26 protein-coding genes are annotated in these 24,753 nt (G+C 66.2%); 14 read left to right on the top strand and 12 right to left on the bottom strand.

What is annotated here, in order from left to right; all coding sequences use genetic code 11:
• The first annotated feature begins 60 nt into the window (after positions 1-60).
• Together AC1RCS_RS08660 and AC1RCS_RS08655 are read left to right on the top strand one after the other, a co-directional pair.
• Positions 61-1,134, top strand: coding sequence for an ABC transporter ATP-binding protein (locus AC1RCS_RS08660; protein ID WP_218295026.1), 1,074 nt, complete (start codon positions 61-63; stop codon positions 1,132-1,134).
• Positions 1,135-1,141: 7 nt separating this feature from the next.
• On the top strand, positions 1,142-1,834 hold the full coding sequence (locus AC1RCS_RS08655; RefSeq protein ID WP_492245955.1) for an HAD family hydrolase: 693 nt from the start codon (positions 1,142-1,144) through the stop codon (positions 1,832-1,834).
• Positions 1,835-1,859: 25 nt separating this feature from the next.
• On the opposite strand, the gene AC1RCS_RS08650 is transcribed toward AC1RCS_RS08655, so the two are convergent.
• Positions 1,860-2,402: a DUF1697 domain-containing protein gene (locus AC1RCS_RS08650; protein WP_492245956.1), complete on the bottom strand. Its 543-nt coding sequence runs from the start codon at positions 2,400-2,402 to the stop codon at positions 1,860-1,862.
• Positions 2,403-2,630: 228 nt separating this feature from the next.
• Between AC1RCS_RS08650 and AC1RCS_RS08645 the strand changes: the two genes are divergently transcribed.
• Positions 2,631-3,602 carry an AEC family transporter gene (locus AC1RCS_RS08645; RefSeq protein WP_492245957.1) on the top strand — a complete coding sequence of 324 codons (972 nt, stop codon included), beginning with the start codon at positions 2,631-2,633 and terminating at the stop codon, positions 3,600-3,602.
• 33 nt (positions 3,603-3,635) lie between these two features.
• Here the strand turns inward: AC1RCS_RS08645 and AC1RCS_RS08640 are convergent, their stop codons facing one another.
• Together AC1RCS_RS08640 and pdxH are read right to left on the bottom strand one after the other, a co-directional pair.
• On the bottom strand, positions 3,636-4,031 hold the full coding sequence (locus tag AC1RCS_RS08640; protein WP_492245958.1) for a VOC family protein: 396 nt from the start codon (positions 4,029-4,031) through the stop codon (positions 3,636-3,638).
• Positions 4,032-4,072: 41 nt separating this feature from the next.
• Complete coding sequence (gene pdxH, locus AC1RCS_RS08635) at positions 4,073-4,711, bottom strand: pyridoxamine 5'-phosphate oxidase (protein ID WP_492245959.1); 639 nt, start codon at positions 4,709-4,711, stop codon at positions 4,073-4,075.
• A 93-nt stretch (positions 4,712-4,804) separates the two neighbouring features.
• Here pdxH and AC1RCS_RS08630 point away from each other — a divergent pair, with 93 nt between their 5' ends.
• The 5 genes from AC1RCS_RS08630 to AC1RCS_RS08610 all read left to right on the top strand — a co-directional run bounded on the left by AC1RCS_RS08630 (position 4,805) and on the right by AC1RCS_RS08610 (position 9,132).
• Positions 4,805-5,377 carry a TetR/AcrR family transcriptional regulator gene (locus tag AC1RCS_RS08630; protein WP_192425053.1) on the top strand — a complete coding sequence of 191 codons (573 nt, stop codon included), beginning with the start codon at positions 4,805-4,807 and terminating at the stop codon, positions 5,375-5,377.
• A 183-nt stretch (positions 5,378-5,560) separates the two neighbouring features.
• Positions 5,561-6,022: a (2Fe-2S)-binding protein gene (locus AC1RCS_RS08625; protein WP_192425055.1), complete on the top strand. Its 462-nt coding sequence runs from the start codon at positions 5,561-5,563 to the stop codon at positions 6,020-6,022.
• 15 nt (positions 6,023-6,037) lie between these two features.
• Positions 6,038-8,332, top strand: a complete 2,295-nt coding sequence (locus AC1RCS_RS08620) for a xanthine dehydrogenase family protein molybdopterin-binding subunit (protein ID WP_492245960.1) — start codon at positions 6,038-6,040, stop codon at positions 8,330-8,332.
• Between the two features lie 38 nt (positions 8,333-8,370).
• Positions 8,371-8,499, top strand: coding sequence for a hypothetical protein (locus tag AC1RCS_RS08615; RefSeq protein ID WP_492245961.1), 129 nt, complete (start codon positions 8,371-8,373; stop codon positions 8,497-8,499).
• A 69-nt stretch (positions 8,500-8,568) separates the two neighbouring features.
• Positions 8,569-9,132 carry an NTP transferase domain-containing protein gene (locus AC1RCS_RS08610; RefSeq protein WP_218295318.1) on the top strand — a complete coding sequence of 188 codons (564 nt, stop codon included), beginning with the start codon at positions 8,569-8,571 and terminating at the stop codon, positions 9,130-9,132.
• A 100-nt stretch (positions 9,133-9,232) separates the two neighbouring features.
• On the opposite strand, the gene AC1RCS_RS08605 is transcribed toward AC1RCS_RS08610, so the two are convergent.
• Both AC1RCS_RS08605 and AC1RCS_RS08600 read right to left on the bottom strand, forming a co-directional pair.
• Positions 9,233-9,763 carry a superoxide dismutase family protein gene (locus AC1RCS_RS08605; protein ID WP_218295017.1) on the bottom strand — a complete coding sequence of 177 codons (531 nt, stop codon included), beginning with the start codon at positions 9,761-9,763 and terminating at the stop codon, positions 9,233-9,235.
• A gap of 95 nt (positions 9,764-9,858) precedes the next feature.
• Positions 9,859-10,446 carry a gamma-glutamylcyclotransferase gene (locus tag AC1RCS_RS08600; RefSeq protein ID WP_218295016.1) on the bottom strand — a complete coding sequence of 196 codons (588 nt, stop codon included), beginning with the start codon at positions 10,444-10,446 and terminating at the stop codon, positions 9,859-9,861.
• A gap of 105 nt (positions 10,447-10,551) precedes the next feature.
• Here AC1RCS_RS08600 and AC1RCS_RS08595 point away from each other — a divergent pair, with 105 nt between their 5' ends.
• A complete protein-coding gene (locus AC1RCS_RS08595) occupies positions 10,552-11,070 on the top strand; it encodes an OmpA family protein (protein WP_218338581.1) in 519 nt (172 codons plus the stop codon).
• A gap of 131 nt (positions 11,071-11,201) precedes the next feature.
• Here the strand turns inward: AC1RCS_RS08595 and gloA are convergent, their stop codons facing one another.
• Positions 11,202-11,615, bottom strand: a complete 414-nt coding sequence (gloA, locus tag AC1RCS_RS08590; RefSeq protein ID WP_010458830.1) for a lactoylglutathione lyase — start codon at positions 11,613-11,615, stop codon at positions 11,202-11,204.
• Positions 11,612-12,163 carry a PaaI family thioesterase gene (locus tag AC1RCS_RS08585; protein WP_218295014.1) on the bottom strand — a complete coding sequence of 184 codons (552 nt, stop codon included), beginning with the start codon at positions 12,161-12,163 and terminating at the stop codon, positions 11,612-11,614. The genes gloA and AC1RCS_RS08585 overlap by 4 nt, the downstream gene beginning before the upstream one ends.
• A gap of 79 nt (positions 12,164-12,242) precedes the next feature.
• Between AC1RCS_RS08585 and AC1RCS_RS08580 the strand changes: the two genes are divergently transcribed.
• Genes AC1RCS_RS08580 through AC1RCS_RS08565 form a run of 4 tightly spaced genes read left to right on the top strand, consistent with a single transcriptional unit; the run spans position 12,243 to position 16,001 of the window.
• The gene (locus tag AC1RCS_RS08580) at positions 12,243-12,734 is read left to right on the top strand and encodes a MarR family winged helix-turn-helix transcriptional regulator (RefSeq protein ID WP_218295013.1); all 492 of its coding nucleotides are present in this window, start codon (positions 12,243-12,245) and stop codon (positions 12,732-12,734) included.
• Entirely contained in the window at positions 12,724-14,040 is a 1,317-nt protein-coding gene (locus tag AC1RCS_RS08575; RefSeq protein WP_492245962.1) for an MFS transporter, read from the top strand. The genes AC1RCS_RS08580 and AC1RCS_RS08575 overlap by 11 nt, the downstream gene beginning before the upstream one ends.
• Before the next feature lie 46 nt (positions 14,041-14,086).
• Positions 14,087-14,593 (top strand): MaoC family dehydratase, encoded by a 507-nt coding sequence (locus tag AC1RCS_RS08570; protein WP_218338579.1) that lies wholly within the window; start codon positions 14,087-14,089, stop codon positions 14,591-14,593.
• On the top strand, positions 14,577-16,001 hold the full coding sequence (locus tag AC1RCS_RS08565; protein WP_492245963.1) for an MATE family efflux transporter: 1,425 nt from the start codon (positions 14,577-14,579) through the stop codon (positions 15,999-16,001). The genes AC1RCS_RS08570 and AC1RCS_RS08565 overlap by 17 nt, the downstream gene beginning before the upstream one ends.
• A 75-nt stretch (positions 16,002-16,076) precedes the next feature.
• Here the strand turns inward: AC1RCS_RS08565 and AC1RCS_RS08560 are convergent, their stop codons facing one another.
• The 5 genes from AC1RCS_RS08560 to AC1RCS_RS08540 form a co-directional block, all read right to left on the bottom strand.
• On the bottom strand, positions 16,077-16,880 hold the full coding sequence (locus AC1RCS_RS08560; protein ID WP_492245964.1) for an SDR family NAD(P)-dependent oxidoreductase: 804 nt from the start codon (positions 16,878-16,880) through the stop codon (positions 16,077-16,079).
• 196 nt (positions 16,881-17,076) lie between these two features.
• Entirely contained in the window at positions 17,077-17,517 is a 441-nt protein-coding gene (locus tag AC1RCS_RS08555) for a response regulator (protein ID WP_218338576.1), read from the bottom strand.
• The gene (locus AC1RCS_RS08550; protein WP_492245965.1) at positions 17,504-19,030 is read right to left on the bottom strand and encodes a sensor histidine kinase, YfiR-like protein-associated; all 1,527 of its coding nucleotides are present in this window, start codon (positions 19,028-19,030) and stop codon (positions 17,504-17,506) included. The genes AC1RCS_RS08555 and AC1RCS_RS08550 overlap by 14 nt, the downstream gene beginning before the upstream one ends.
• Positions 19,031-19,606 carry a TOL_0243 family YfiR-like periplasmic protein gene (locus tag AC1RCS_RS08545; protein WP_218295007.1) on the bottom strand — a complete coding sequence of 192 codons (576 nt, stop codon included), beginning with the start codon at positions 19,604-19,606 and terminating at the stop codon, positions 19,031-19,033. It abuts the gene before it with no gap.
• On the bottom strand, positions 19,603-21,477 hold the full coding sequence (locus tag AC1RCS_RS08540; RefSeq protein ID WP_492245966.1) for a TOL_0244 family TonB-dependent receptor: 1,875 nt from the start codon (positions 21,475-21,477) through the stop codon (positions 19,603-19,605). The genes AC1RCS_RS08545 and AC1RCS_RS08540 overlap by 4 nt, the downstream gene beginning before the upstream one ends.
• Before the next feature lie 247 nt (positions 21,478-21,724).
• Here AC1RCS_RS08540 and AC1RCS_RS08535 point away from each other — a divergent pair, with 247 nt between their 5' ends.
• Entirely contained in the window at positions 21,725-24,745 is a 3,021-nt protein-coding gene (locus AC1RCS_RS08535) for an EAL domain-containing protein (RefSeq protein WP_492245967.1), read from the top strand.
• Positions 24,746-24,753 lie beyond the last annotated feature (8 nt).

The following is a 24,753-nucleotide window of genomic DNA, read 5'->3' as shown; positions in this document are numbered from 1 at the left end:
GCTCGCGCGGCTCCAGCAGGACTTTGAACAGGCTTTCGGACACCTTCACGCATGCCCACCATGACGAACCCCGATTCCCACGGCATTGAATTCCAGGGCGTGAGCAAGCGCTATGGCCCCGGCAGCCATGACCCGCTGGCCGTGGACCACATCAGCTTCACCGTGCCGCGCGGCACGCTCACCACCATCCTGGGCCCTTCGGGCTGCGGCAAGACGACCACGCTGCGCATGATCGCCGGGCTCGAGTCCCCGACCTCGGGGCGCATCCTCATCGAAGGCCAGGATGTGACCGCCCTTGGCCCCGCGCAGCGCAATGTGAGCCTGGTGTTCCAGAGCTATGCGCTGTTTCCGCACATGAACGTCATCGACAACGTGTGCTATGGCCTCGCCATGTCGGACATGAAGAAGGGGCCGGCCCGCGAGAAGGCGCGCGCCATGCTCGACACCGTGGGCCTGCACGGCCTGGACCTGCGCAGGCCCCACGAGCTCTCGGGCGGGCAGCAGCAGCGCGTGGCGCTGGCCCGGGCGCTGGCGCTGGAGCCGGCGGTGCTGCTGTTCGACGAGCCGCTGTCCAACCTGGACGCACGCCTGCGCCGCTCCATGCGCGAGGAAATCCGCACGCTGCAGCAGCGCCTGCGGCTGACGGTGGCCTACGTCACCCACGACCAGAGCGAGGCCCTGGCGGTCAGCGACCAGATCGTGGTGATGAACAAGGGCGCCATCGCCCAGCGCGGCGCGCCCAGCGAGCTGTACGAGCAGCCCGCGTCCGAGTTCGTGGCGGGCTTCATGGGCGAGGCCATGCTGTTCGAGGGCCGCAACCACGCCGGCGGCCCGGCGGGCGCCAGCCATGCCGAGTTCGGCCCGCTGCGCGTGCCGTCTCCCGCCTCGCTGGCCTCCGGCCCGGTGAAGATCGCGGTGCGGCCCGAGGCCTGGGTCATCGGGCCCGCCACCGCCACCGGCGTGGCCGCGCGGCTGACCAAGCGCACCTACCTGGGTAGCATCATGGAATACACCTTCGCCAGCGCGCTGGGCGAGATTTTCGTGGTCTCGCCCCTGGTGAAGTCGCCCTTGGACGTGGGCGCCCCCGTGAGCCTGACGCTGGCGGACCACGGGGTGTCCGTGGTGGCGGGGTGAGCGCACGATGGAGCACTGCGCCGTAGCGATTTTCGATCTGGACAACTGCCTGCTCGACGCACGGGCCGTGGGGCCGCTGTTCGAGCCCGCGTTCGAGGCCATCCGGCAGGCCAACCAGGGGGCGCTGGCCCCCGCCATGCTGGAGCAGGCCCTGTACCAATGCTGGTTCACGGCGTTTGACCTGGTGGCCGAGCGCTACCGCTTCACCCTGGCCATGCGCGCGGCGGGCTGGCGGCAGTTCAGCCAATTGCAGGTGCGCGCCCCGCTGCACGGCTACCCCGACATCGGCCTGCTGCCGCGCATTCCCCTGCGGCGCTACCTGGTCACCAGCGGCTTTCGGCGCCTGCAGGACAGCAAGATCGACGCCCTGGGCATCCGGCCCTGGTTTGAACAGGTGTTCATCGATGCGGTGGACGACCGCCCCGCGAGCGATGGCGCACCGCACGGCAAGCAGCCGATTTTCGAGCAGATCCTGGCGCGCGAAGGCTGCGCACCCCGGCACGCGCTGGTGATCGGCGACAACCCCTTGTCCGAACTCGCGGCCGGGCGCGCGCTGGGGGCCACCACCGTGCAGACCGTGCGGCCCGGCGTGCGGCCCTGGGAGCTGGCCGACCACCAGGTGCAGGGGCTGGAGGGCGTGCTGCAGCTGCTGTCGCCGCGCGGCCCGCCGCACACGGGCGAAGGGCCGGCAAGGGCCTGAGCGCGGGCGCGGGCCCCTGGCCTTGTCAGCCGTGCTTGCGCACCAGCCGGGCCACCGTGCCCCAGGTGCGCGTGGTGGCCGGCAGGCCGAGCTGCTGCTCGGCAAAGACGTTCGGGTTTCCCATGGTCTTGCCGACAAGGTGGTTGTACGACAGGGCCTCGGAGCCGGTGTAGAGCAGCACGCGCACGTCCTCGCGGGCATTGCAGGTGGGCAGCGGGGGCAGCAGCTTCGCGCCGTCGTGCAGGAAGGTCACGTAGAAGTCGTAGATGGGCGGCGCCTTGGCCATGCCCTCGAACGGATCGCGCGCCAGCAGCGTGTGCAGATAGGCCATGCTGCGCAGAAACACGGGTTCATCGAATCCATGCCCGCCGCGCAGCGACCGCTGCACCGTGCGGACAATCCCCTGCGCGGGCCGCACGCCGCGCGCGCTGAAGGCGACCGTGCCATTGGTCTGGAACGAGGCGGCCTCATCGGCGCCAGCTTGCAAGAACGCGCTTTCCAGCGCCATGCGCGACGGTGCATGGCCATGGCCGAGGTTCAGGTTGCGGAAGAAGGCGGCGAACTTCATGGACGCAGGGGGCAGGGCGGTGTTCCAGAATACAGGAGGGCGCCAGGCCCGGCGGGCGGGTCCGCGCAGACGGACGCTGCCTTGCACGCGCATTGAATCAGGCCAAAATGCCATCTGGCGCTGTATCCACTTGCGCCGCCAGCTATCGAAAATATAGCACCCCGGAGCCCGGGGCCCGCCGGCCAGGCGCACAATACGCGCCCACCTGTCCGCCGTTGGTTTCTGATCTTGAACTCCGCCGTCTTCACCTCGCTGATCCCCGTCATCCTGTTCATCGCCCTCGGCTTCTACGTGGGGCAGCGCGGCTGGATACGGGCGGCCGCGGTGAAGGACCTGGCCAACCTGGTGTTCATGGTGCTCACGCCCGCGCTGCTGTTCCGCACCATGAGCACGGTGCGCATCCAGGACCTCGACTTCGGCCCCGTGGGCATCTACTTCGTGGCGTTTGGCATCGTGTATGCGGCCACGCTGGCGCTGCAGGGCTTCAACACCCTGGCGGCGGCGCGGGCCCTGGCCAACACCTTCAGCAACACGCTCATGATCGGCGTGCCGCTGGTGGGCCTGGTGTTTGGCGACGCGGGCCTGGTCACGCTGTTCACGCTGATCTCGGTGCACTCGCTGATCCTGCTGACCGCCGCCACCGTGGTGTTCGAACTCGCGGCGGCGCGCGAGCATGCGGCCGCGGACGGCGGCGGTGGCGGGGCGCACCAGCCCCTGTGGCGCACGGTGCTGCAGGCCATGCGCAACGGCATCGTGCACCCCGTGCCGCTGCCCATCATCGCGGGCCTGCTGTTCGCGCAGACCGGGCTGGTGGTGCCGCAGGTGGTGGACAAGCCCCTGCTGCTGCTGGGCCAGGCCCTGGGGCCCATCGCGCTGCTGCTGGTGGGCGTGACGCTCGCCTTCACCAGGGTGGGACGCCATTTCAGGGCCGCGATGCGCATCGCCCTGGTCAAGTGCGTGGCGCACCCCCTCGTGCTGGCAGCGCTGGGCTGGGCGCTGGGCCTGTCGGGCCTGCCGCTGGCCGTGATGATCGTGGCGGCCTCGCTGCCCGTGGGCGCCAACGTGTTTCTGTTCGCGCAGCGCTATGGCGTGGCCGAGGACGAGGTGACGGCGAGCGTGGCGGTGTCCACCGCGCTGGGCCTGGTGACGATGCCGGTGGTGATCCTGGCGGTGACGCGCTGGGTGGTGGCAGTGCCGTAAACGCGGCCTGCGAAGGCGATCGGGCGCGGTGGCTCAGGCGTCCTCGGGGACGTGGCAGGCCACGCAGAGCTTGTTGCCGTCGGGATCCCGGAAATACGCGCCGTAGTAGTGGGCGTGGTACTGCGGGCGCAGGCCCGGCGGGCCGTCGCAATGGCCGCCATGGGCCAAGGCCGCGGCGTGCACGGCATCCACCTGCGCGCGGCTGCGGGCGGCAAAAGCCGTCATCTGGCCATTGCCCGGCGCGTGCGCGCCTTCAAAGGGGATGCCGATGAGAAAGAGGGGGCGGGGGTCGGGGCTGCTCTGCCAGCCGGCCCAGGGGCGGGATGGGTCTACAAAGCGCTGAGCGACGCCCAGGGCAGCCATCAGCGGCTGGTAGAAGGCCAGGGCGCGGTCGAAATCCGTCACGCCCACGAAGATGTGCGAAAACATGCTGCTCCTTGTCGGTGCTGGTGCCGCCGGGCAGGAGAGGTTCAGGGCGCCAGGCGCTCCCGCACCCACTCCCCCGCATCCATCCGATACCGCAGCCGGTCATGCAGGCGGCTCTTGCGCCCCTGCCAGAACTCCCACTGGTCCGGCTTCAGGCGGTACCCGCCCCAGTGCGGCGGGCGGGGCGGTTTCAGCAAGAACTGCGCGCCGTACCTGGCGGCATTGGCCACCAGCACGCCCCGGCCAGAGATCACCTGGCTTTGCGGACTGGCCCAGGCGCCGATGCGCGAGTCGAGCGGACGGCTGTTGAAATACGCGTCGCTTTCTTCGTCGCTGACTTTCTCCACAATGCCTTCGATGCGCACCACGCGTTCCAGCTCCACCCAGTGGAACTGCACGGCCGCATAGGGATTGCCCGCGATCTGGCGGCCCTTGCGGCTGTCATAGTTGGTGAACCAGACGATGCCGCGCTCGTCGTAGCCCTTGATGAGCACGATGCGGGTGCTGGGGCGCAGGTCGCTGCCCACGGTGGCCAGGGTCATGGCGTTGGGCTCGGGCACTTCGGCGCTGATGGCTTCCTGGAGCCACTGGTCAAACTGCTGCAGGGGGGCGGCGTGCGAGGCGTCTTCGTTGAGTTCAGCGCGCTCGTAGCTCTTGCGAAGGTCGGCGATGGAGGTGGTCATGGGCACGATTGTGCACGCCGGTTTTGTGGCGTCGCGGGGCCTTCCGTGGCCCCGGTTGTTGCCGAATGGATATTCGCTTATATTGACACACCGATGAAACCCAAAGACGACGAAAAACAGCGCGCCATTGCCCAGGCCACCTTCGAGCTGGTGGCCCAGACGGGCCTGAGCGGCCTGACCCTGGCCGACATCGCCCGCGCAGCGGGCATTGCCACCAGCACGCTGTATGTGTATTACCCGTCCAAGGATGAACTCATCAGCCAGCTCTACCAGGATGCCAAGACGGTCACGGCCGCCCGCATCATGGAAGGCATCGCGCCCGGCATGCCCTACCGCGCCCGCGTGCGGCGCGCCTGGGGCAACCTGCTGCGGCACCGGCTGGACCAATATGCCGAGGTGGTGTTCCAGGAGCAGTACTACAACTCGCCCTGGTTCACCGAGGGCAACCGCGAATTCTCGACCCGCCTGATGGCCGGTTTTTTTGCGCTCATGGAAGAGGGCCAGCAGCAGGAGATCTTGAAGGCCGTGCCGATACCGCTGCTCACCGCCAGCCTGGTGGGGTCGGTGCGCGAGACGGGCAACCTGATCCGCACCAAGGTGCTGCCCGACGAAGACGCCGTGCACCAGATGGCTTTTGGCCTGTGCTGGGACGCCTTGAAGGCCTGAGCGGGAGACAGCGATGCTTTTTTGCCGCCCGGGGTTGATCTTTTAATCGAATTCATATTCTCTTAAAAATGCCACGCACCACGCTCCAACCCCTTCACGGCCGATGGCGTCGCTGACGCCGCCCCCCTGTCTCCTTGACCGCGCCCGCAACACAACAACACCTTCCCCACGGAGAACCCCGCGATGCCCACCCTCAACATCAATGGCAAAGACACGGCTGTGGATGCCGATGAATCCACCCCCATCCTCTGGGCCCTGCGCGACACGCTGGGCATGACCGGCACCAAGTTCGGCTGCGGCCAGGCCCTGTGCGGGGCCTGCACGGTGCACCTGAACGGCGCGCCGGTGCGCTCGTGCATCACGCCGATCTCGGCCGCTGCGGGGCAGAAGATCACCACCATCGAGGCCGTCACGGCCAGCGACAAGGTGGGCAAGGCCGTGCACGCCGCCTGGGTGAAACACGACGTGGCGCAATGCGGCTACTGCCAGAGCGGCCAGATCATGAGCGCCACCGCCTTGCTCAAGGGCAAGAAGAAGCCGAGCGACGCCGACATCGACGCCGCCATGTCGGGCAATGTGTGCCGCTGCGGCACCTATGTGCGCATTCGCGCGGCCATCCATGACGCTGCCAAGACCCTGGCTTGATTGAAGGAGAACACCATGCACTTCGACGCACAGGCCCTGCAGGGCCAGGCCCATGTTTTCATGCCAAAACACCTTCTGGCGCTTATGGATAAAGCGCAAGCAGCTACCAATTCAGGAGTAAACGATGCAATGGAAGGCATCGGAGGTCTCGCACGGCGCACCTTCCTCAAGGTGTCGGCGGCTTCGGGCTTTGCCCTGGGCGCGTTTCCGCTGGTGGCCACAGCGCAGGGCGCCGGGGCCGCCGCCGCACCCACAGGCCTCAAGCCGTTCGAGCAGCCCTCGGCCTTTGTCCGCATCGACGCCGATGGCACGGTCACCGTCACTATCAACCGCCTGGACTTCGGCCAGGGCGTGCAGACCGGCCTGCCCATGATCCTGGCCGAGGAGCTGGACGCCGACTGGAGCAAGGTGCGCAGCGTGCACGGCGATGCCAACCAGGCCTATGCCGACCCGATGATGGGCATGCACCTCACGGGCGGCTCCAACTCCATCAAGAACTCGTACACCCAGTACCGCGAGTTGGGCGCCCGCACCCGCGCCATGCTGGTCTCGGCCGCCGCGGCGCAGTGGGGCGTGGATGCCTCGGCACTGCGCACCAGCAACGGCTTCGTCGTCGGCCCTGGCGGCAAGAAGCTGGGCTACGGCGCGCTGGCCGAAGCGGCCATGAAGCAGCCCGTGCCCGAAAAGGTCACCCTGAAGGACCCCAAGCAGTTCCGCCTCATCGGCAAGCCCACGGGCCGGCTCGATGCCAAGGCCAAATCGAGCGGCCAGCAGGACTACGGCATCGACGTGCGCCTGCCCGGCATGCTGACGGCCGTGGTGGCCCGCCCGCCCGTGTTCGGCGCCAAGCTGAAGTCGCTGGACGACAGCGCCGCCAAGGCCATCAAGGGCGTGAAGGCCGTGCTGCGCGTGCCCACCGACCGGGGCGGCGAGGGCGTGGCCATCGTGGCCGATGGTTACTGGCCCGCCAAGCAAGGGCGCGATGCGCTGAAGGTGGAATGGGACACCAGCGCGGTGGGCAAGCCCGACACCACGGCACTGCTGGCGCAGTACCGCGAGCTGGCCGCCAAGCCCGGCAACGTGGCCATGCAGGCCGACATGGCGCCGCTGGCGGGTGCGGCCCACAAGATCAGCGCCGAGTTCGTCTTCCCGTATCTGGCGCACGCGCCCATGGAACCGCTCAACTGCACGGTGAAGCTCGATGGCGATAAGGCCGAGCTGTGGATGGGCACGCAGATGCCCGGCCTGGACGCCATGGCCGCTGCCAGGACGCTGGGCCTGCAGCCGCAGAACATCAAGGTGAACACGCAGATGGCCGGTGGCGGCTTTGGCCGCCGCGCCATCCCCACCAGCGACTACGTGGTGGAGGCCTGCGGCGTGGCCAAGGCGGCGCGCACGGCGGGCATCACCGCGCCGGTGCGCACCCTGTGGAGCCGCGAGGACGACATCAAGGGCGGCTACTACCGTCCCATGCACGTGCACCGCGCCGAGATCGGGTTCGACGCACAGGGCAAGATCCTGGCGTGGGACCACACCATCGTGGGCCAGTCCATCACCAAGGGCTCACCGTTCGAGGCCTTCATGGTCAAGAACGGCATCGACGCCACGACCACCGAGGGCATGGGCGAGCCGTACAACGTGCCCATGAAGCTGTCGGTGCACCACCCCGACGTGAACGTGCCCGTGCTGTGGTGGCGCAGCGTGGGCTCCACCCACACGGCCTACGCCATGGAAACCCTCATCGACGAAGTGGCGCGCACCACGAAGCAAGACCCCGTGGCCTACCGCATGGCCCTGATGGGCGACAAGCACCCGCGCCACAAGGCCGCGCTGCAGCTGGCCGTGGCCCAGTCGGGCTACGGCAGGAAGAAGCTGGCGGCCGGCCGCGCCTGGGGCGTGGCGGTGCATGAATCGTTCGAGTCGGTGGTCGCCTATGTGGTCGAGGCCTCCGTCAAGGACGGCACGCCCAAGCTGCACACGATCACGGCCGGCGTGCACTGCAACCTGGCGGTCAACCCCAAGAGCGTGGAAGCCCAGGTGCAGGGCGCGGCGCTGATGGGCCTGTCGATGTGCCTGCCCGGCGGCGCCATCACGCTCAAGGACGGTGTGGTGGAGCAGAGCAATTTTGGCGACTTTGCCGTGCCGCGCATCACCGACATGCCGCAGGTGACGGTGCACATCGTGCCCAGTGCCGACCCACCCAAGGGCATGGGCGAGCCTGGCCTGCCACCGCTGGCGCCGGCGTTCGCCAACGCCATCGCGCAACTCACGGGCAAGACCCCGCGCGAGCTGCCGTTCAAGCTCGCCTGACGGCGTTGGCGCTCGGGGAGGGCAGGGAAGGAGGGGGCATGCCATCACCGGCACGCGCCCTGCTGGTGCACGAGATGGCGGCGCCAGTGCTGTTCCAGCTGTCGGGCGCCGCCAGCTTCATCCGCAGCCACCACTTGGTGGTGGACGGCGGCTACACGCTGGCCTGAGGCGCGCGGCGGCCGCGTTGCCGTAGCATGCTGGCGATGTCCACCCCGCACCTCGCCGATACACCCCCCATGAAACCGGACGGGCCGCCGGTGCCCGTCGTGCTGGTGCTGGCCTCCGGCCGGGGCGCGCGTTTCGCGGCCTCCGGCGGCCAGGTGCACAAGCTGCGCGCGCTGCTGGCCGGGCTGCCGGTGCTGGAGCACACCCTGAACGCCGTGCGTGCCAGCGGGCTCGCCTGGCACCTCGAGGACGCGGGCCATCCAGGCATGGGCGATTCGATCGCGGCGGCCGTGCGCGCCACGGCGGGGGCGGGCGGCTGGCTGGTGCTGCCCGGCGACCTGCCGCTGGTCCAGCCCGCGACGCTGCGCACCATGGCGGCGGCCCTGGGGCGCTGCGCGGTGGCCATTCCGCTGTTCCACGGAGAGCGCGGCCATCCGGTGGCTTTTGCCGCGCCGTGCCTGCCGGATCTGCTGGCGCTCTCCGGCGAACAGGGCGCTGCCGGCGTGGTGCGCCAGCAGGCGCTGCGGGGCGGGGTCCGGACCGTGGACGTGCAGGACGAAGGCACGGTGACGGACATCGACACGGTGCAGGACCTCGCGCGGGCCGAGCGCATCCTGGCCGCGCGCCGGGCCTGACACCCGCAAAGGAAACGACCCGCTGGCCGAGGTCGCGGCGAGCGGGTCGTGTGCCGGACGCGCCCTGCCGGCGCGCCGTCTTTTCCTTTTTCAGCGGTCTCTACTTCGCTGCGATGACCGCGCAGGCCAGGCGCGGGCCGGCGTTGCCCGTGGGCTGGGTCTTGTAGTCGTCGGGGTCGCGGTGCACGATCAGGCCCTTGCCCACGATGTCGTTGGCCGTGCTGCCCACGCGGATCGTGCGCGACTCGAAGCTGAAGGTGGCCACGCCGTTGGCATCCGCCTTCAGGCTGGGCAGGTCACCCGTGTGGTGCTCGCCCGCGCCGTGGTGGCCGTGCGGCTTGCCGCCCGGGTTGAAGTGGCCGCCGGCGCTCATGCCGTCGCCGCTGGAGCAGTCGCCCTTTTCATGGATATGGAAACCGTGTTCGGCGCCCGGCTTGAGCCCGCGGACCTCGCCCGACACCTTCACCACGTCGCCGGACTGGGCAAACGCCACCGTGCCCGAGGTGGTGCTGCCGCGCGTGGGCTCCAGCTTGGCCGTGGCAGACGGGCCCGACGAATAGGCGGCGCAGCCCGCCAGGGCCAGCACGGCGATGGACGAGAGCCCGAAGGCCCAACGATTCCTTTGCTTCATCAAATACTCCTTGAACGTTAAGAGACGGTGCATCATGCGGACGCCCTGCGCGCTGGTGCAAGACAGGGAGCAGGTTCGCCCGCCAAAAGTGTGCACTATTTGTGGGTCAGCGCAAGCAGCCTGGCGAGCGCGCGGTCGTGGATGCCGTGTTTGCGCAGTTCCTCGTACGTGGCCTGGGCATAGTCGCGCGTGGTGCCAAAACGGCCGCAGGCCTGCGCGAAGATGCGGCGGTACTCGTCGTCGGGCAGCTCCCCCGTGTGGTTGGGGCTTTTTCGTGACAAAGTGAAAGCGAGCGCGGACACGGTCCCCTGGGGCGTGCGGCAGGGCAGCCAGCGCGGGTCGTACACGGCGGTGACCATCTCGCGCTGCCACAGGTTGATGAGCACCTGCCGGGCATGCGCCTTGTCCACGCGGAAGACCATGCCCCGGCAGCTGCCGCCCGACAGCATGCCGAACACCAGGCCCGGGCATTCCGGCGTGCCGCGGTTGATGCGGCTCCACATCCGGAGCGCCCGGTGCCAGCCGTGCACCTTGGCGGCGCGGCGCTCGGCGTAGTCGAAATCCGGACGCCAGATGAGCGAGCCGTAGCCAAAGATCCACAGGTCGTCGTGGCCACCCCATTCCTTGAGCGCGCGCTCCAGCATGGGGGCCGGGTCGCGAAGGGGCGCGGGAAGATTCGTCATGCGATCACTCTACAATCGAAAGCTTTGCTTCAGCGCCCTGGGGACTTGCGCCGCGAGGTTCCAGGGCCGCCACACCTTCTTTTTTCATCACTTCGGGGATCTCCAATGTCTAGTTCTGACGACGATAGCCAACAACGTTTCGCCCTGGGTTTCCTGTTCGCCCTGATCGCACTGGTGATCTCCGTGGTGGTGGGCACCGTGGTGGTCAAGCGTGTCGGCGCTTCCGGCGCCGTCAAGCCCGCGCCCGCCACGGCCGTTGCAGCCAGCGCGCCCGCCGTGGTCGCCGCCGCTGACGTGGCCAGCGTCCGGGTGGAAAACGGCGTGGTGAAGTTCTACTTTGCCAGCGCCAAGGCCGACCTTGCCGCAGGCGCCAACGAAGCCCTGGCCGACGTGGTCAAGGGCGTGGCCGAAGGCAAGAAGGCCGTGATCTCGGGCTTTCACGACGCCACGGGCGACGCCGCCCTGAATGCCGAGCTGGCCAAGCAACGCGCCTTTGCAGTGCGCGATGCGCTCAAGGGCCTGGGCGTGGCGGAAGACAAGATCGAGCTGAAGAAGCCCGAAGAAACCACCGCCACCGGCAGCAACGCCGAAGCGCGCCGCGTGGAAGTGGCCCTGGGCGCCTAGTCCCTGTGCAGTGACCTCCAGCAGGTCGCCCCATGAAAAAACCCGGCAGTGCCGGGTTTTTTTTATGGGTTCAAATTTGCCTCTAGCGCTTATCCATCATGCGCCAGCAGCTATATATTTGATAGTTATTATTAGCGCAAGCCTGCGCCACCAGTCCCCTCGGCGCGCTGTATCAATTCAATCTTGTAGCCATCGGGATCCGTCACAAACGCGATGACCGTGGTGCCGCCTTTGACGGGACCCGCTTCGCGCGTGACGTTGCCGCCCGAGGCCTTGATCTTCTCGCACGCGGCGTACGCATCGGGCACGCCCAGCGCGATGTGGCCATAGGCGGTGCCCATCTCGTAGCTCTCGGTGCCCCAGTTGTAGGTCAGCTCGATCTCGGCCTGGCCGGGGTTGCCGCCGTCAAAGCCCAGGAAGGCCAGCGAGTACTTGTACTCGGGGTTCTCGGACTGGCGCAGCAGTTGCATGCCGAGCACCTGGGTATAGAAATCAATCGAGCGTTGAAGGTTGCCAACGCGCAGCATCGTGTGGAGGAATTTCATCCCTTCGATTGTGCAGGCATGTCAAAAACCAGGCAGGTGGTGGTGGCGTGGGCATACAGCGTGCCGTCGGGCCCCACCAGGCGGGCCTCGGCCGTGGCCAGCTGGCGCCCGCAGTGGATCACGCGGCCTTCGGCGCGCACGCGCTGCACCTTGGGCGTGAGCGCCTTGACGAGGTTCACGCCCAGCTCGGCCGTGGTGTAGCCGCGCCCCGGCTGCATGCGCGTGTGCACGGCGCAGCCCAGGGCCGAGTCGAGCAGGGTGGCGAACCAGCCCCCGTGTACGGTGCCCATGGGGTTCAGGTGGGCCGCGCCAGGGGTTCCCTGGAAGATGGCCAGGCCTTCGCCCACCTCCATCAGCTGGAAGTCCAGCGTGCGGGCGATGGGAGGGTAGGGCAGTTCACCGCGCAGCATGGCCTGCATCATCTGCAGGCCGTTCAGGCCGGCGACCTGGTCGGGGCGCGAGACCCCCGCACCCACGCCGGCCTCCAGGCGGGCTGCGATTTCACGCTCTTGCGCGAGCCATTGCTCGAGTTGGTTGTTCTGGGTCATGCGATACCTCGGAAGGGAATGGGGTTGATAGGCCAGCCGTCTAGTTGCATATGCAATTATTGCAGATACAATTGATCGCATGCAAGCTGAAATCACCCCCGCAAACGCGCCTGCCGCCGTGCCGCCCCAGGGCTGCACCAACTTCAAGCTGCGCCAGCTGATGCGGCGCGTGGCGCACCACTATGACACCGAGATGGCCCGGTGCGGGCTCAAGACCACGCAGTACTCGCTGCTGTCGCACGTGCTCAAGCTCGGGCCCATCCGTCCGGGCGACCTCGCGGTGGAAATGAAGATGGATGCCTCCACGCTCACCCGCAACCTGCGGCCCCTGGTGGATGCCGGCTGGGTCACGCTGGAGGCGGGGGCCGATGCGCGCAGCCGGCTGGTGCACATCACCGACGCGGGGCGCGACAAGCGTGCGCAGGCCCAGCGCTGCTGGAAAGTGGCGCAGCTGTCCCTCAACGACACCCTGGGCGCGGAGCGCGTGAACGCCCTGCATGCGCTGGTGGACGACTCCCTGGCTTTGCTGGCCAGCATGCAGGAAAAGCAGGAGCACGGCGATGACGAATGACACCCAACCTTCCCGCAACCTGGGCGGCGGCAACGTGTTCGCGGCGCCCGCCGCTCCTGCCACCCCGGGCTCACCGGGCGCACGGGGCACACCGATCGCGCTGTGGCTCGTGCTGCTGGCCGCTGCGGGCGCGTTCGCCCTCACCATGGGCACGCGCCAGACCATGGGCCTGTTCCTGTCGGCGCTCAACACGTCCACCGCGCTGGGCATTGGCAGCATCAGCCTGGCCTTTGCGTTCGGCCAGCTCTGGTGGGGCCTGACCCAGCCGTTTGCGGGAGCCGTGGCCGACCGCATCGGCACGGGCCGCGTGATCCTGCTGGGCGTGGCGCTGGTGGCGCTGGGCACCTTCATCACGCCCTACATGACCACCACGGTCGGGTTGATTTTTGCGATTGGCGTGTTGGCCGCCGGCGGCGCGGGCATGGCCGGGCCGTCGGTGCTGATGGCGGCCACCGCGCGGCTGGTACCCGCCCACAAGCGCGGGCTGGCCAGCGGCATCGTCAACGCGGGCGGGTCGTTCGGGCAGTTCGTGATGGCGCCCATTGCCATTGGCCTGACCGCCGCGGTGGGCTGGGCCAGTGCCATGCAGTGGCTGGGTGTGCTGGTGCTGCTGGCGCTGCCTGCGGTGTGGGTGCTCCGGGGCAATTCGAACGCCTTGGCCGCGCAGGCCGCCGCCGCATCCGGCCAGAAGGCACTGACGGCGCGCGAGGCCATCGCGCAGGCGCTGGCCACGCCGAGCTACCGGTATCTGGCGGCGGGCTTTCTGGTGTGCGGCTTTCACGTGGCGTTCCTGGCCACGCACCTGCCGGGCGTCATCGCCGCATGTGGCCTGCCGCCTGAGATCGGCGGGTGGTCGCTGGCCATGATCGGCTTGTTCAACATTGTCGGCAGCCTGGCCATGGGCTGGGCCGTGGGGCGCTGGCGCATGAAGTCGTTGCTGTCGCTGCTGTATGCCACGCGCGGCCTGGCGGTGCTGATCTTCTTGCTGGCGCCCAAGACGCCCGCCGTGGTGCTGGTCTTTGCCGCCGTGATGGGGGTGACGTTTCTCTCCACCGTGCCCCCCACGGTGGGGCTGGTGGCCAAGATGTTCGGCACGGCCAACATGGCCATGCTGTTTGGCATCGTGATGCTGGCGCACCAGATTGGCGGATTCTTCGGTGCCTACCTGGGCGGTACCGTCTTCCAGGCCACCGGCAGCTATGACTGGGTCTGGTACATCGACATCGTGCTGGCCGTGGGCGCGGCCCTGGTCAACCTGCCGATCCGCGAAGCCCGCCTGGTGCGCCCCGCGCCCGCCGCCGCATGACCACGACAACATCCCCCGCCATCCCCTCATCTCCCCATTTGTTGCCATGACCGCTCACCCTGTTTCCACCGCATCCGCCCCCACCGGAATGCAGCCCGTGTACCTGGACGACCTGGCCGTGGGCGACCAGTTCAGAAGCGGCGAACACGCCATGGACGAAGCGCAGATCAAGGCCTTTGCCGCCCAGTTCGACCCGCAGCCCTTTCACATGGACGATGCCGCCGCCCGCGCCACGCTGTTCGGCGGTCTGGCCGCAAGCGGCTGGCATACGGCGTCCGTGACCATGCGCCTGCAGGTCACCACCGGCCTGCCGATCGCGGGCGGCATCATCGGCGCGGGCGCCGAGGTGAGCTGGCCCCGGCCCACGCGCGCCACCGACGTGCTGCACGTGGTGAGCGAGGTGCTGGAGATCCAGCCCTCCAAATCCAGGCCCGACCGTGGCATGGTCACCGTGCGCAGCGAAACCCGCAACCAGCACGGCGATGTGCTGCAGCTGTCCACCGTGCGCATCGTGGTGCCGCGCAGGCCTGCGGCCGATGGGGCAGGGGCCTGATGTGACCGAACCCCTGAACCCACGCACCCGCATGCTGCTGGAGGCGCCGATCGCGCCCACGCTGCTGCGGCTGGCGGCGCCCAATGTGCTGGTCATGCTGGCGCAGGCGGGCGTCGGGCTGATCGAGACCTACTTTGTCGGCAAGCTGGGCACCGATGCGCTGGCGGGCATGGCCCTGGTGTTCCCGGTGGTCATGCTGATGCAGATGACCTCGGCCGGCGCCATGGGCGGCGGCATCGCGTCGGCCATCGCCCGCGCCCTGGGCGCCCGGCGGCGGGACGATGCCGATGCGCTGGTGCTGCATGCGCTCGCCATTGCGGCGGTGTTTTCGCTGGTCTTTACCGTGGGCGTGGTGGGAGGAGGGCGCTGGCTCTACACCCGCATGGGCGGCACGGGCGGCGCGCTGGATGCCGCGCTGGTCTATTCCAACTGGGTGTTCGCGGGCGCGTTTCTGGTGTGGCTGTTCAACACCCTGTCGGCCGTGATCCGGGGTACCGGCAACATGGCCGTGCCGGCCTATGTCACGGTGCTGGGCGCCTTCGTGCTGGTGCCGTTGTCGCCACTGTTCATCTTTGGCTGGGGCCCCATGCCCGGCCTGGGCATCGCTGGCGGGGCCATCGCGCTGATGGCGTACTACCTGATTGGCAGCGCGGTGCTGGCAGCCTACCTGTGGTCGCCGCGCAGCCTGCTGCGGCCATCGTTGGCGCACATCCGGTTCCGCTGGACTCTGTTCAAGGACATCCTGCGGGTCGGGCTGGTGGGCACGGTCTCCACCGTCGCCACCAACCTGGCGATCGGCGTCACCACGGCGCTGGTGGGCGGCTTCGGCACGGCGGCCATCGCGGGCTACGGCACCGCGTCGCGCCTGGAATTCCTGCTGGTGCCCTTGGTCTTCGGCCTGGGTGCACCGCTGGTGGCCATGGTGGGCACCTGCATTGGCGCGGGCCAGCGTGAGCGGGCCTTGCGCGCCACCTGGATCGGTGCCGGCATGGCATTTGTGATGGCCGAGGCGATTGGCTTGTGGGCGGCTGCGTTTCCCAACGCGTGGCTGTCCTTGTTCAACAGCGATCAGGCCATGCTGGAGGCCGGCGCGCTGTATCTGCGCACCGTCGGCCCGGTGTACGGCTTTTTCGGCCTGGGCCTGGTGCTGTACTTTGCCTCGCAAGGGGCAGGGCGCCTGCTCTGGCCCGTCATCGGCAACATCACGCGCCTGGCGGTGGCGGTGACGGGCGGCTGGCTGGCGCTGCGCTGGGGCGGCGGCTTGGCGGCGGTGTTCGCCGCACAGGGCGTGGCGCTGGTGCTGTATGGCGTGGTCAACGCCTGGGCGATTGCAGGCGGCGCCTGGTTCGGCCCGGTCGGCTGGCCGCGCAGCATGGCGGGCCTGCTGCGGCGCATGCCGCAGGCTTGAAAATTGAATAAAAATTGCCGCCAGCGCATATACATCAAGCGCTGACAGCTATCAATTCAATAGCAATTCGGCGCGTCAGACCGGAACGGTGTAGTTCAGCGTCATGCGCCCGCCATCCACGGTCACGATCTCGCCGGTCACATAGCTGGCGGCATCGCTGGCCAGCCAGGCCACCACATCGGCAATCTCCGACGGCTCGCCCAGCCGCTTCATGGGGGTGCGGCTCATGATCTTCTGCTTGGCCTCGTCGCTGGTCAGCACGGCCTTGGCGGCCAGCTCGGTGGCGATCGTGCCGGGGGCCACGGCGTTCACGCGAATATTCTTGTCGGCCAGCGCCAGGGCCATCACGCGCGTGAGCTGGTTCACGCCGCCTTTGCTCACGTTGTAGCTGGCGATATTGGGGATGGTGAGCACGCCATTGACCGAGCTCATGTTGACGATGGCGCCGCCGCCCGAGACCACCATGGCGCGCGCTACGGCCTGTGCGACAAGAAACGAGCCTTTCAGGTTGACCCGCAGCACGGCATCGAAATCGGCCTCGGTCACGTCCAGAAAATCCGCCGCGCGAAAGATGCCCGCGTTGTTCACCAGCACGTCGATGCGCCCGTGGGCCGCCAGGGTCCGGGCCACCAGCGCATCCACCTGCGCCTTGTCGCCCACATCGCAGCGCACATACAGCGCGCCCAGTTCCTGCGCCAGCCCCTGGCCGCGCGCATCGTCCACATCCGCGACGACCGTTTTGGCGCCCTCGGCGGCAAACCGCCGCACGCAGGCCTCGCCAATGCCCTGGGCGCCGCCAGTGACGATGCAGACCCGGCTCTGGTGGCCGAAGTGGATGGAAGAAGACGGAGTGGATGGGGTCGTGCTGGGGAGGGTCATGGAGAGGATGGTAGCGGCTGATGGCGGCACGGATCTGGCGGGGTTTGGTGGCTCCCCTATGATTTTATACGATGTATATTATGTTAAATAACAAATATCATTGAGCGCGCTTGAGTTCGAGCATCCCTTCGCGGCACGCTCTGCGCAACCCCGCGCTCTCCTTGGATGAAAGATCCCGGATGACCGCCCGGGCCAGCTACGGCGTGCGGTTGACGGTCAGCCAATACGACCCGGCCTGACAGACCACATCCGCCATCTCGTCAAAGTCCATGGGCTTGACCACATAGCTGTTGACCCCCAGGTCATAGGACAGTGTCAGGTCCCGCTCTTCCTGGGACGACGTCAGTATCACCACGGGAATGCGGCGCGTGCGCTGGTCCTCCTTGATGGCGCGCAGCACCTCCATGCCATCCACCCGCGGCATCTTCAGATCCAGCAGCACCAGCTTCGGGCTGGTTTCATCGTGCTGTTGCGAATACTCGCCAAGCCGAAACAGGTAGTTGATGGCCTGTTCGCCATCCTTGACCCACAGCATCTTGTTGGCAAATCCCCGCTTCTTCAGGGCGCGGATCGCCAGCTCCGCGTCGTTGGGACTGTCCTCTACCAGGAGGATGTCGATTTCTTCAAACAGCTCCATCGCGGCTCTCCCGTGGGACAGTGAAATAAAACGTCGCGCCTTCGCCCAGGTTGCCATCGGCCCAGACGCGGCCTCCGTGGCGGTGGACTATCCGCTGGACCAAGGCGAGACCTACGCCCGTTCCCGGAAATTCGCTGGTGTCGTGCAGGCGCTGAAAAACGCCGAACAGCTTGGCCTTGTACTTTGGATTGAATCCGGCACCATTGTCACGCACAAAGAAAATGTGTTCCTGATCGTCCGTGATGGCACCGATTTCAATGCGTGGATTTTCCTGTTTCGAGCTGAATTTGAGGGCGTTCGACAACAGATTGGTCCACACCTGTCCGAGGAGCACGCGGTCTCCCGTCGCCACGGGCATGGCGCCGATGTGAAGCTGGACGCGGCTGAAATCCTCGCGCTCCTTGAGCGCATTCCAGGTGGCCAGCACCAGCACCCCCATCTCCACGTCACTCACCTTGAGCGCACGCCGCCCCAGCCGAGAAAAGGCGAGCAGGTCGTCGATGAGCACGCCCATGCGCCGCCCCTCGTTCTGGATGATCTGGATTTTCCGCCGGGCCTCGTCGTCCAGGTTCGCGCCGTGGTCTTCCATCAGCGCCTCGGAGAAGCCAACGATCCACCGCAGGGGCGCGCGCAGGTCATGCGACACCGAGTAGCTGAAGCTCTCCAGTTCCTGGTTGGCGGTTTCCAGCTGCAAGGTGCGCTGGGACACCCGCTGTTCCAGCTCCGCGTTGAGCTGGCGCACGTCCTGGTCGGCGCGCCGGCGCTCCTGCGCTTCGCGCTCCAGGGCCCTGTTGGCCGTTTCCAGGTCTTCGGCGCGCCGGCCGATCTCCGACAGCATGTCGTTGAACGCATCCGCCAGATAGCCCAGCTCGTCCTTCGTCGTCTTCTGCACGCGCAGTGAAAAGTCCTTGCGCTCCGTCACCTGGCGCGCCACGTTCGTGACGGCGAGGATGGGCTTGGTCAGGGCCGACTGAAGCCATGCCGACATGCCTGCCGCCACCAGCAGGCTCAGCCCCATGACGCTCGCGAGGATGCCCAGGTAGCCCCGAAACCGTTGCGCCAGTTCGTAGTCCGCGCTCATGTAGACCGTTCCGACGATCTCCTTGTTTTCGAGAATCCGCTTGAAAACGACCAGTTCGCCGTCTTGCAGTCGCACGCCGTCGGCTTCGGGCAATGCAGGGACCTTGTGCTCGGCATGGGCACCCGCACCGCGGTACTGGGCCACCATCTTTCCGCGGGCGTTGTAAATGGCGGCTGCCCGGATCTGGCGCCGGGTTTCCAGCAGGGACAGGTTTTCCTCTGCGGATTTGTGGTCGTCAAACGCCAGGGCGGGGCCTGTCGCGCGCCCCAGGATTTCGGCCTGCGTCAGCAGGTCACTGGTCACGTTCTGCTTGTAGGCCTGGAGTTCATACAGGGCGAGCGCGGTTCCCGCCACCGACAGCGACACGAAGGTTGCCGCGAGCATCGCCAACGCGAACTTGTGGCGCAGCGAGCGTGCTATGGCGTTGAGCATCTAGCGCCCTTCGGCGTGGACTCTCTGGGCCACCGCGAGCAAGCGGGAGCTGAGGCGCAGCCCGCTTTTTTCCACGGGCGCCAGCGCAACCTCGAAACGCACATGGCGATCCACCAGCAGAAAATTGATCATGCCGCCCAGCGCAAGGCCTGCGGGCTCCTCGGTGACTACCAGGATGGGCTGCGCCTGCAATGTGCCCCGCACGGGTTTCAGGCGGGCGGCGTCCCCCTTGCCCACAAACAGGATCGCCACGTCCTCCAGCGGGTCTCCGGCCTTAAGCCGGCTCACCACGATGCTGCGCGAATGGATCTTGCGCCCCTGGACGATCTGCACCAGTTCATCTGCAATGGGATCGGCCCCCAGCACGCCGATCGTGAATGGCGTCTCCACGCTGCCCAGAAAGCCTTCGGGCCAATCCACATACCCGGCAAACTTGTACAGGAACGCGGCCTTGATCTGCGACTCGTCGTTCGGCCAGTCCGGCTGGGCGGCGCAGGGCCCGCAGGCCAGGCCGACCAGGAGCACCCACAGCGCCACCCCTCGCTCCAGCCGCCACGGCGATCTCCAGGTGTTCACAGAGACCACCTGACTCGCAACGCCACGTTGCGCGGAATTTCCCTGCGGTTCAGTGCCGCATTGAATTCCGGGTGGGATCCGTCGAACAGGTTCTGGCCCACGATCGACAGTTCAACGCCAGGCCGCACCGTCCAGCCAAAACGCAGATCGACGGCCGTGTACGCAGGCACGGCGGGGTCCGGCAAGGCCCCTACCCTGCGCACGATGACATCGAGCTCCTGGCGGTGGGGCAGATTGAGCCCGGCACGCAGCATCCACTGGTGGCGGGGATCATTGCCCAGCGCGCGGGGCCCCTCGGGGTCCGAGCTGCCCGGCCGGACCCGAAGGTTCTTGCGCAGCAAGGACAGCCCGCCCGCAAGGCGCAGATGGCGTGCCGCATGCCATTCACCCCAGGCTTCCAGGCCCCAGGTCTTTCCCTCGATCATGTTCTGCACCTGTGCCCCGGGAGGACGCTGACCGCTGCGCAATTTGTCCCAATGGTGCTGAAAGGCGGTGACGGAGTAGGAGAGCGAGGCCGAGGGCTGGGAGCGGTAGCCCAGCTCCAGCACCTTGGCGATTTCCGACTGGAAATCCGGGCCTCCGGCGATCAGAAATGGGGGGTTCGGGGGCAGGCGTATGTCGCGGTCCAGGCGTGCCGGGGCCCGTACCGCCCGCGACACGGCGCCCCACCAGAGCTGCTGCGGGCTCGGTTTCCATTCGAAGCGCGCACTCGGAAGCGACTCCATCCCCGTGAAGTCATTCTTCTCCAGTTTGGTGCCAAGCGTCAGGTTGAGGCGGTCGGTCAGCTTGAATTCATCCTGCACAAACACATTGGCCCAGCGCAGCGAAGCTGCTGCTGGCGTGAATCCAAATATCACGCCAGGGCGGATGTCGTCCCGGGCCTGCCTGTATCCCCCGCCCCACAGCAGCCGGTGGGCTCCCAGGGGCACGCCATGCTGGAACTCCACATCCAGAACCCGCTGCCGCGGCTGGTAGAGGAAGGCATCCTTGCGGTCCGTATAGTCGTAGTAGGCCTGCAGGCGAACGTCCTGCCCTGCCGGAAGTTTTCGCGTCAAGCGCCCAAGAACGTTGCCCCCCGACGCCTCGACCCGCCCCAGGTCAAAGCGGCCAAACAGGCCACGGCTGTCGGTGGCCCCAGCGTATACGTCGCCCTGAAAGGTCAGTTCGCTGCCATTGTCCACCCAGTCCGCGCGCCATCCCATTTGCCCGCGCGAACGTCCATCCGTTGCCGCGGCACTTCCGGTCTGTACCACGGGCCGGGTCGCGTCGCCCTTGGCGTAGACACGGAACGTCCCCCCTCCTCCCAGCACGCCGCCATATCGGAACGATGCGTCCCGGCCCTGATTGCCGGCACCCACGGCGACAAGCCCGCCCTGGGTGCTGGCGGAGGATTTCGTGATCACGTTGATCACGCCATTGACGGCGTTGGCGCCCCACAAGGTACCTCCCGGTCCACTGATGACCTCTATCCGGTCAACATCTTCCAGCATGACGTCCTGTTGGTCCCAGAACACCCCGGAGAAAAACGGCGTGTAGACCGTGCGGCCGTCGATCAACACCAGCAGCTTGTTGCCAATGGCATTGTTGAAACCGCGCGCGCTGATCGCGTACTGGCTCGCGTCCAGGCGGGCCACCTGGAGATTGGGCGCCAGCCGCAATGCCTCGGGCAGCGTGGAGGCGCCGGAGCGGCGGATGCTGTCGGAGGTGATCACAAAGATGGCGGCGGAAGCATCCCCGAGGAACTCGGGGTGCCGGGCCGCGGAGGTGATCTGGATGCTTGCCAGTTCTTCCAGTGAGAGTTCGGCAAGCGCGGAGGCTTTGTTATCCTGGGCCTGGATCGGCGACAGGGACAGGGCCAGCAATCCTGCCAAGCATGCTCTGGGTTGAATCACCGCCTGCCTCCCCGGGTTTGTGGATGCCAAGCCGTCAGCGCCGACTTGGAAACAATGGTAGGTTGAAAACCGGGTATTGCCTACCGTTCAACGGCGGCCGCGCACGCGAACCGCGCAAATTAAGAATCTCTTGATACCTGGGGTGCAGCCCCCTAGACTCGTCTCCACACGGCAGTGTTCCACAGGGGTGTCCCTGTGGCAGGAGGAATATTTGCAAGTGGTCCCCTTGAATATCCTGATGGTCGAGGATGAGCCCAACGACGCGGAACTCGTAGCGCACGCGTTGCGGCGCGCGGCGTTCAACTTCACGAGCCGCCGCGCGGACACCGAGGAGCGGCTGCGCCATGAGCTGCGGGTGGATGTGCCGGACATCATCCTGTCCGACTTCAGCATGCCGCGCTTCAGTGGCCTCGATGCCCTGTCGGTGGCCAGGGAGGTGTGTCCGGACGTCCCGTTCATCTTCGTGTCGGGAACCATCGGGGAAGAGAACGCCATCAATGCCCTCAAGAGCGGGGCGACGGACTACATCCTCAAGCATGACCTGGGGCGGCTGGCCCCCGCGGTCCGCCGCGCCCTCAATGACGCCCTGTCGGCACGCGAGCAAAAGCGCACGCAGGAGGCGCTAAGGCACAGCGAATTGCGGTTTCGGCTGGCGGCCTCCACCGGCGATGTGTGGGACTGGAATGTCGACACGGGCATCGCGCAAATCTCCGCGCAATGGAAATTTCGCCTGGGCTACCAGGACCATGAAATAGAAAATACCGCGGCGGCGTGGCTGGGCCTGCTGGAGCCGTCCGACCGCCAGATGGTGCTGGACGCTTTCGCTGCCCACATCAGGCAGCAGGTTCCCTACGACGTCGAATACCGGGCACTCGCCAAGGATGGCTCCTACCGCTGGTCGCATGCCAAAGGACAAGCCGTCTGGGATGAAAGCGGCAAGGCAACCTATATGGCGGGCTCCGTGGTGGACATCACCGAGCGCAAGAATGCGGAGCTCAAGGTCAAGCGTCTCAACAGGATCTATGCGGTATTGAGCAGCATCAACTCGCTGATCGTGCGGACGCAGGATCGCAAAGAGCTGTTTCACGAGGCCTGCCAGATCGCCGTCAATGCAGGGGGTTTTCGCCTGGCCTGGATCGGCATCGCTGACATGGAAGAGCAGCATGTGGCCGCGGCGGCCTGGGCAGGGGCCGGAGAAGATTACATCGAGCACATTCCCATGGGGCTGAATGTTCTCGAACGTGAGAACCACGGCCTGGTGGGCGAATGCGTCGGGAGCTCGGAAACCATCCTGGTTCAGGACGTCAGAACCGACCCGAGAATTGTCCTGAGGGACGAGGCAATCAACAGGGGATTTCAGAGCTTTGGCCTGTTCCCGCTGTCGGTGAACAAGAAAGTCATCGGACTGATGGCACTGTATGCGTCCGAGAGAGATTTCTTTGATGATGCCGAAATCCAGCTTCTGCAAGAACTGGCCTCTGACATTGCCTTCTCGCTGGACCATCTTGAAAAATCCGAGCGGCTCAACTACCTGGCCTACTACGATGCACTGACGGGGCTTCCCAATAGAAGCCTGTTGCAGGACCGCCTGGACCAGCTGATTCAAGGCGCCGCCAGCACTGCGGAGGACGCGGCGTCTGTGGCCTTGGTCTGGATGAACATCGACCGGTTCAAGAATATCAACGATACCCTGGGCAGGCATGCGGGAGACGCGGTGATCCAGGCGGTGGCCAGGCGGCTGGTGGAAGCCCTGGGCTCCAACGACAAGATTGCCAGAATGGGTGCCGATCATTTCGGCATCATTGCGACCTATCGCAGTGTTCCCGCGGAAATAGCGCATCTTTTGTCGGAAAAGATATTCCCCTTGATGGACCGTCCATTCGTTGTGGAGGGGAAAGAGCTGTACCTGACTTTTCGCACAGGCATATCCCTCTATCCGGACGATGGGCGGGAGGCGGACATGCTGTTTGCGCATGCGGAAGCCGCATCGCGCGAGGCCGGTGCGGCCAAGGGACGGTATCAGTTCTATACCGCCTCGATGAATACCCGTGTGCACAGCCAGCTGAGCATAGAAAGCAAGCTGCACAGGGCCTTGGAGAACGACGAGTTCGTTCTGCACTACCAGCCCAAGGTCGCGCTCCTTGACGGAAAAATCACCGGCATGGAGGCACTCATTCGCTGGAATGACCCCGAGTCAGGATTGGTTCCACCTTCGGTTTTCATTCCCATCCTCGAAGAAACGGGAATGATCATCGATGTGGGCCAATGGGTTCTGGAAAGAGCCATTCGCGACCATGACAAGTGGCGCAGCCAAGGATTGACACCTCCAAGGATCGCCGTGAATGTTTCAGCCGTCCAGATGCGGCGGTCCGATTTCTCGAAGATCCTCGGCCTTTGCCTTAAAGGCAGCAAGGGCGGTGAAGTCCCCATCGATATCGAGATCACGGAAAGCCTCTTCATGGAGGATATTGACGTGAACATCCAGCGCCTCCACGACATCCGTGAAATGGGTGTCCGCCTGGCGATCGATGATTTTGGGACGGGCTATTCTTCGCTGGCCTATCTGAAGCGGTTTCCCATCGATTATTTGAAAATCGACCAGAGTTTCGTCAAAGAGGTCATCTACGACCCCGATGCCGCTGCGATCTGCACTGCGATCATCGACCTGGCCCACAATCTCAAGCTCAAGGTCATTGCCGAAGGCGTGGAAACAGAGGCGCAAATGAGCTATCTGCATCGCAAGAAGTGCGATGAAATCCAGGGGTACTATTTCAGCAGGCCGGTACCTGCCGAGGATTTTGGACGCCTGCTGGCCGATGGCGTCACCCTCAGGATTCCCCAAAAATCCGCAGAACCCCCCAAGAGAATTCTGATCGTGGACGATGAACCAGGAATACTGGCTTCGATGCGGCGTCTGTTGCGGCGTGATGGGTATGAAATATTGACCGCCAACAGTGCAAAAGATGGTTTCGACATCCTGGCGCAACAAGAAGTGCAGGTCATTCTTTCGGACCAGCGCATGCCCGAGATGTCTGGAACGGAATTTCTCTCCCGGGCGCGGGAACTCTACCCCGAAACCATCCGGATTGTTCTTTCAGGGTATACCGATCTGGAATCCATTTCGGACGCGATCAACCGAGGCGCCATCTATAAATTTCTGACGAAGCCCTGGGACGACGATCTGCTGCGGGAAAATATCCGCGAAGCATTCAGGCACCATGACGCTGCCCAGCGCAAAGGCGCTTGAATGGCGCA

It is taken from the genome of Acidovorax sp. GW823-FHT01C06 (assembly GCF_058798375.1).
Note: the sequence above shows the minus strand (reverse complement) of the source record. Positions and strands in the feature narration are given on the sequence as shown.

Bases quoted from the DNA above. Each gene is read 5' to 3' on its own strand.
- AC1RCS_RS08660 (WP_218295026.1), top strand. From the start codon at position 61: ATGACGAACCCCGATTCCCACGGCATTGAATTCCAGGGCGTGAGCAAG.
- AC1RCS_RS08655 (WP_492245955.1), top strand. From the start codon at position 1,142: ATGGAGCACTGCGCCGTAGCGATTTTCGATCTGGACAACTGCCTGCTC.
- AC1RCS_RS08650 (WP_492245956.1), bottom strand. From the start codon at position 2,402: ATGAAGTTCGCCGCCTTCTTCCGCAACCTGAACCTCGGCCATGGCCAT.
- AC1RCS_RS08640 (WP_492245958.1), bottom strand. From the start codon at position 4,031: ATGTTTTCGCACATCTTCGTGGGCGTGACGGATTTCGACCGCGCCCTG.
- pdxH (WP_492245959.1), bottom strand. From the start codon at position 4,711: ATGACCACCTCCATCGCCGACCTTCGCAAGAGCTACGAGCGCGCTGAA.
- AC1RCS_RS08630 (WP_192425053.1), top strand. From the start codon at position 4,805: ATGAAACCCAAAGACGACGAAAAACAGCGCGCCATTGCCCAGGCCACC.
- AC1RCS_RS08625 (WP_192425055.1), top strand. From the start codon at position 5,561: ATGCCCACCCTCAACATCAATGGCAAAGACACGGCTGTGGATGCCGAT.
- AC1RCS_RS08620 (WP_492245960.1), top strand. From the start codon at position 6,038: ATGCACTTCGACGCACAGGCCCTGCAGGGCCAGGCCCATGTTTTCATG.
- AC1RCS_RS08615 (WP_492245961.1), top strand. From the start codon at position 8,371: ATGCCATCACCGGCACGCGCCCTGCTGGTGCACGAGATGGCGGCGCCA.
- AC1RCS_RS08610 (WP_218295318.1), top strand. From the start codon at position 8,569: ATGAAACCGGACGGGCCGCCGGTGCCCGTCGTGCTGGTGCTGGCCTCC.
- AC1RCS_RS08605 (WP_218295017.1), bottom strand. From the start codon at position 9,763: ATGAAGCAAAGGAATCGTTGGGCCTTCGGGCTCTCGTCCATCGCCGTG.
- AC1RCS_RS08600 (WP_218295016.1), bottom strand. From the start codon at position 10,446: ATGACGAATCTTCCCGCGCCCCTTCGCGACCCGGCCCCCATGCTGGAG.
- AC1RCS_RS08595 (WP_218338581.1), top strand. From the start codon at position 10,552: ATGTCTAGTTCTGACGACGATAGCCAACAACGTTTCGCCCTGGGTTTC.
- gloA (WP_010458830.1), bottom strand. From the start codon at position 11,615: ATGAAATTCCTCCACACGATGCTGCGCGTTGGCAACCTTCAACGCTCG.
- AC1RCS_RS08585 (WP_218295014.1), bottom strand. From the start codon at position 12,163: ATGACCCAGAACAACCAACTCGAGCAATGGCTCGCGCAAGAGCGTGAA.
- AC1RCS_RS08580 (WP_218295013.1), top strand. From the start codon at position 12,243: ATGCAAGCTGAAATCACCCCCGCAAACGCGCCTGCCGCCGTGCCGCCC.
- AC1RCS_RS08575 (WP_492245962.1), top strand. From the start codon at position 12,724: ATGACGAATGACACCCAACCTTCCCGCAACCTGGGCGGCGGCAACGTG.
- AC1RCS_RS08570 (WP_218338579.1), top strand. From the start codon at position 14,087: ATGACCGCTCACCCTGTTTCCACCGCATCCGCCCCCACCGGAATGCAG.
- AC1RCS_RS08565 (WP_492245963.1), top strand. From the start codon at position 14,577: ATGGGGCAGGGGCCTGATGTGACCGAACCCCTGAACCCACGCACCCGC.
- AC1RCS_RS08560 (WP_492245964.1), bottom strand. From the start codon at position 16,880: ATGACCCTCCCCAGCACGACCCCATCCACTCCGTCTTCTTCCATCCAC.
- AC1RCS_RS08555 (WP_218338576.1), bottom strand. From the start codon at position 17,517: ATGGAGCTGTTTGAAGAAATCGACATCCTCCTGGTAGAGGACAGTCCC.
- AC1RCS_RS08550 (WP_492245965.1), bottom strand. From the start codon at position 19,030: ATGCTCAACGCCATAGCACGCTCGCTGCGCCACAAGTTCGCGTTGGCG.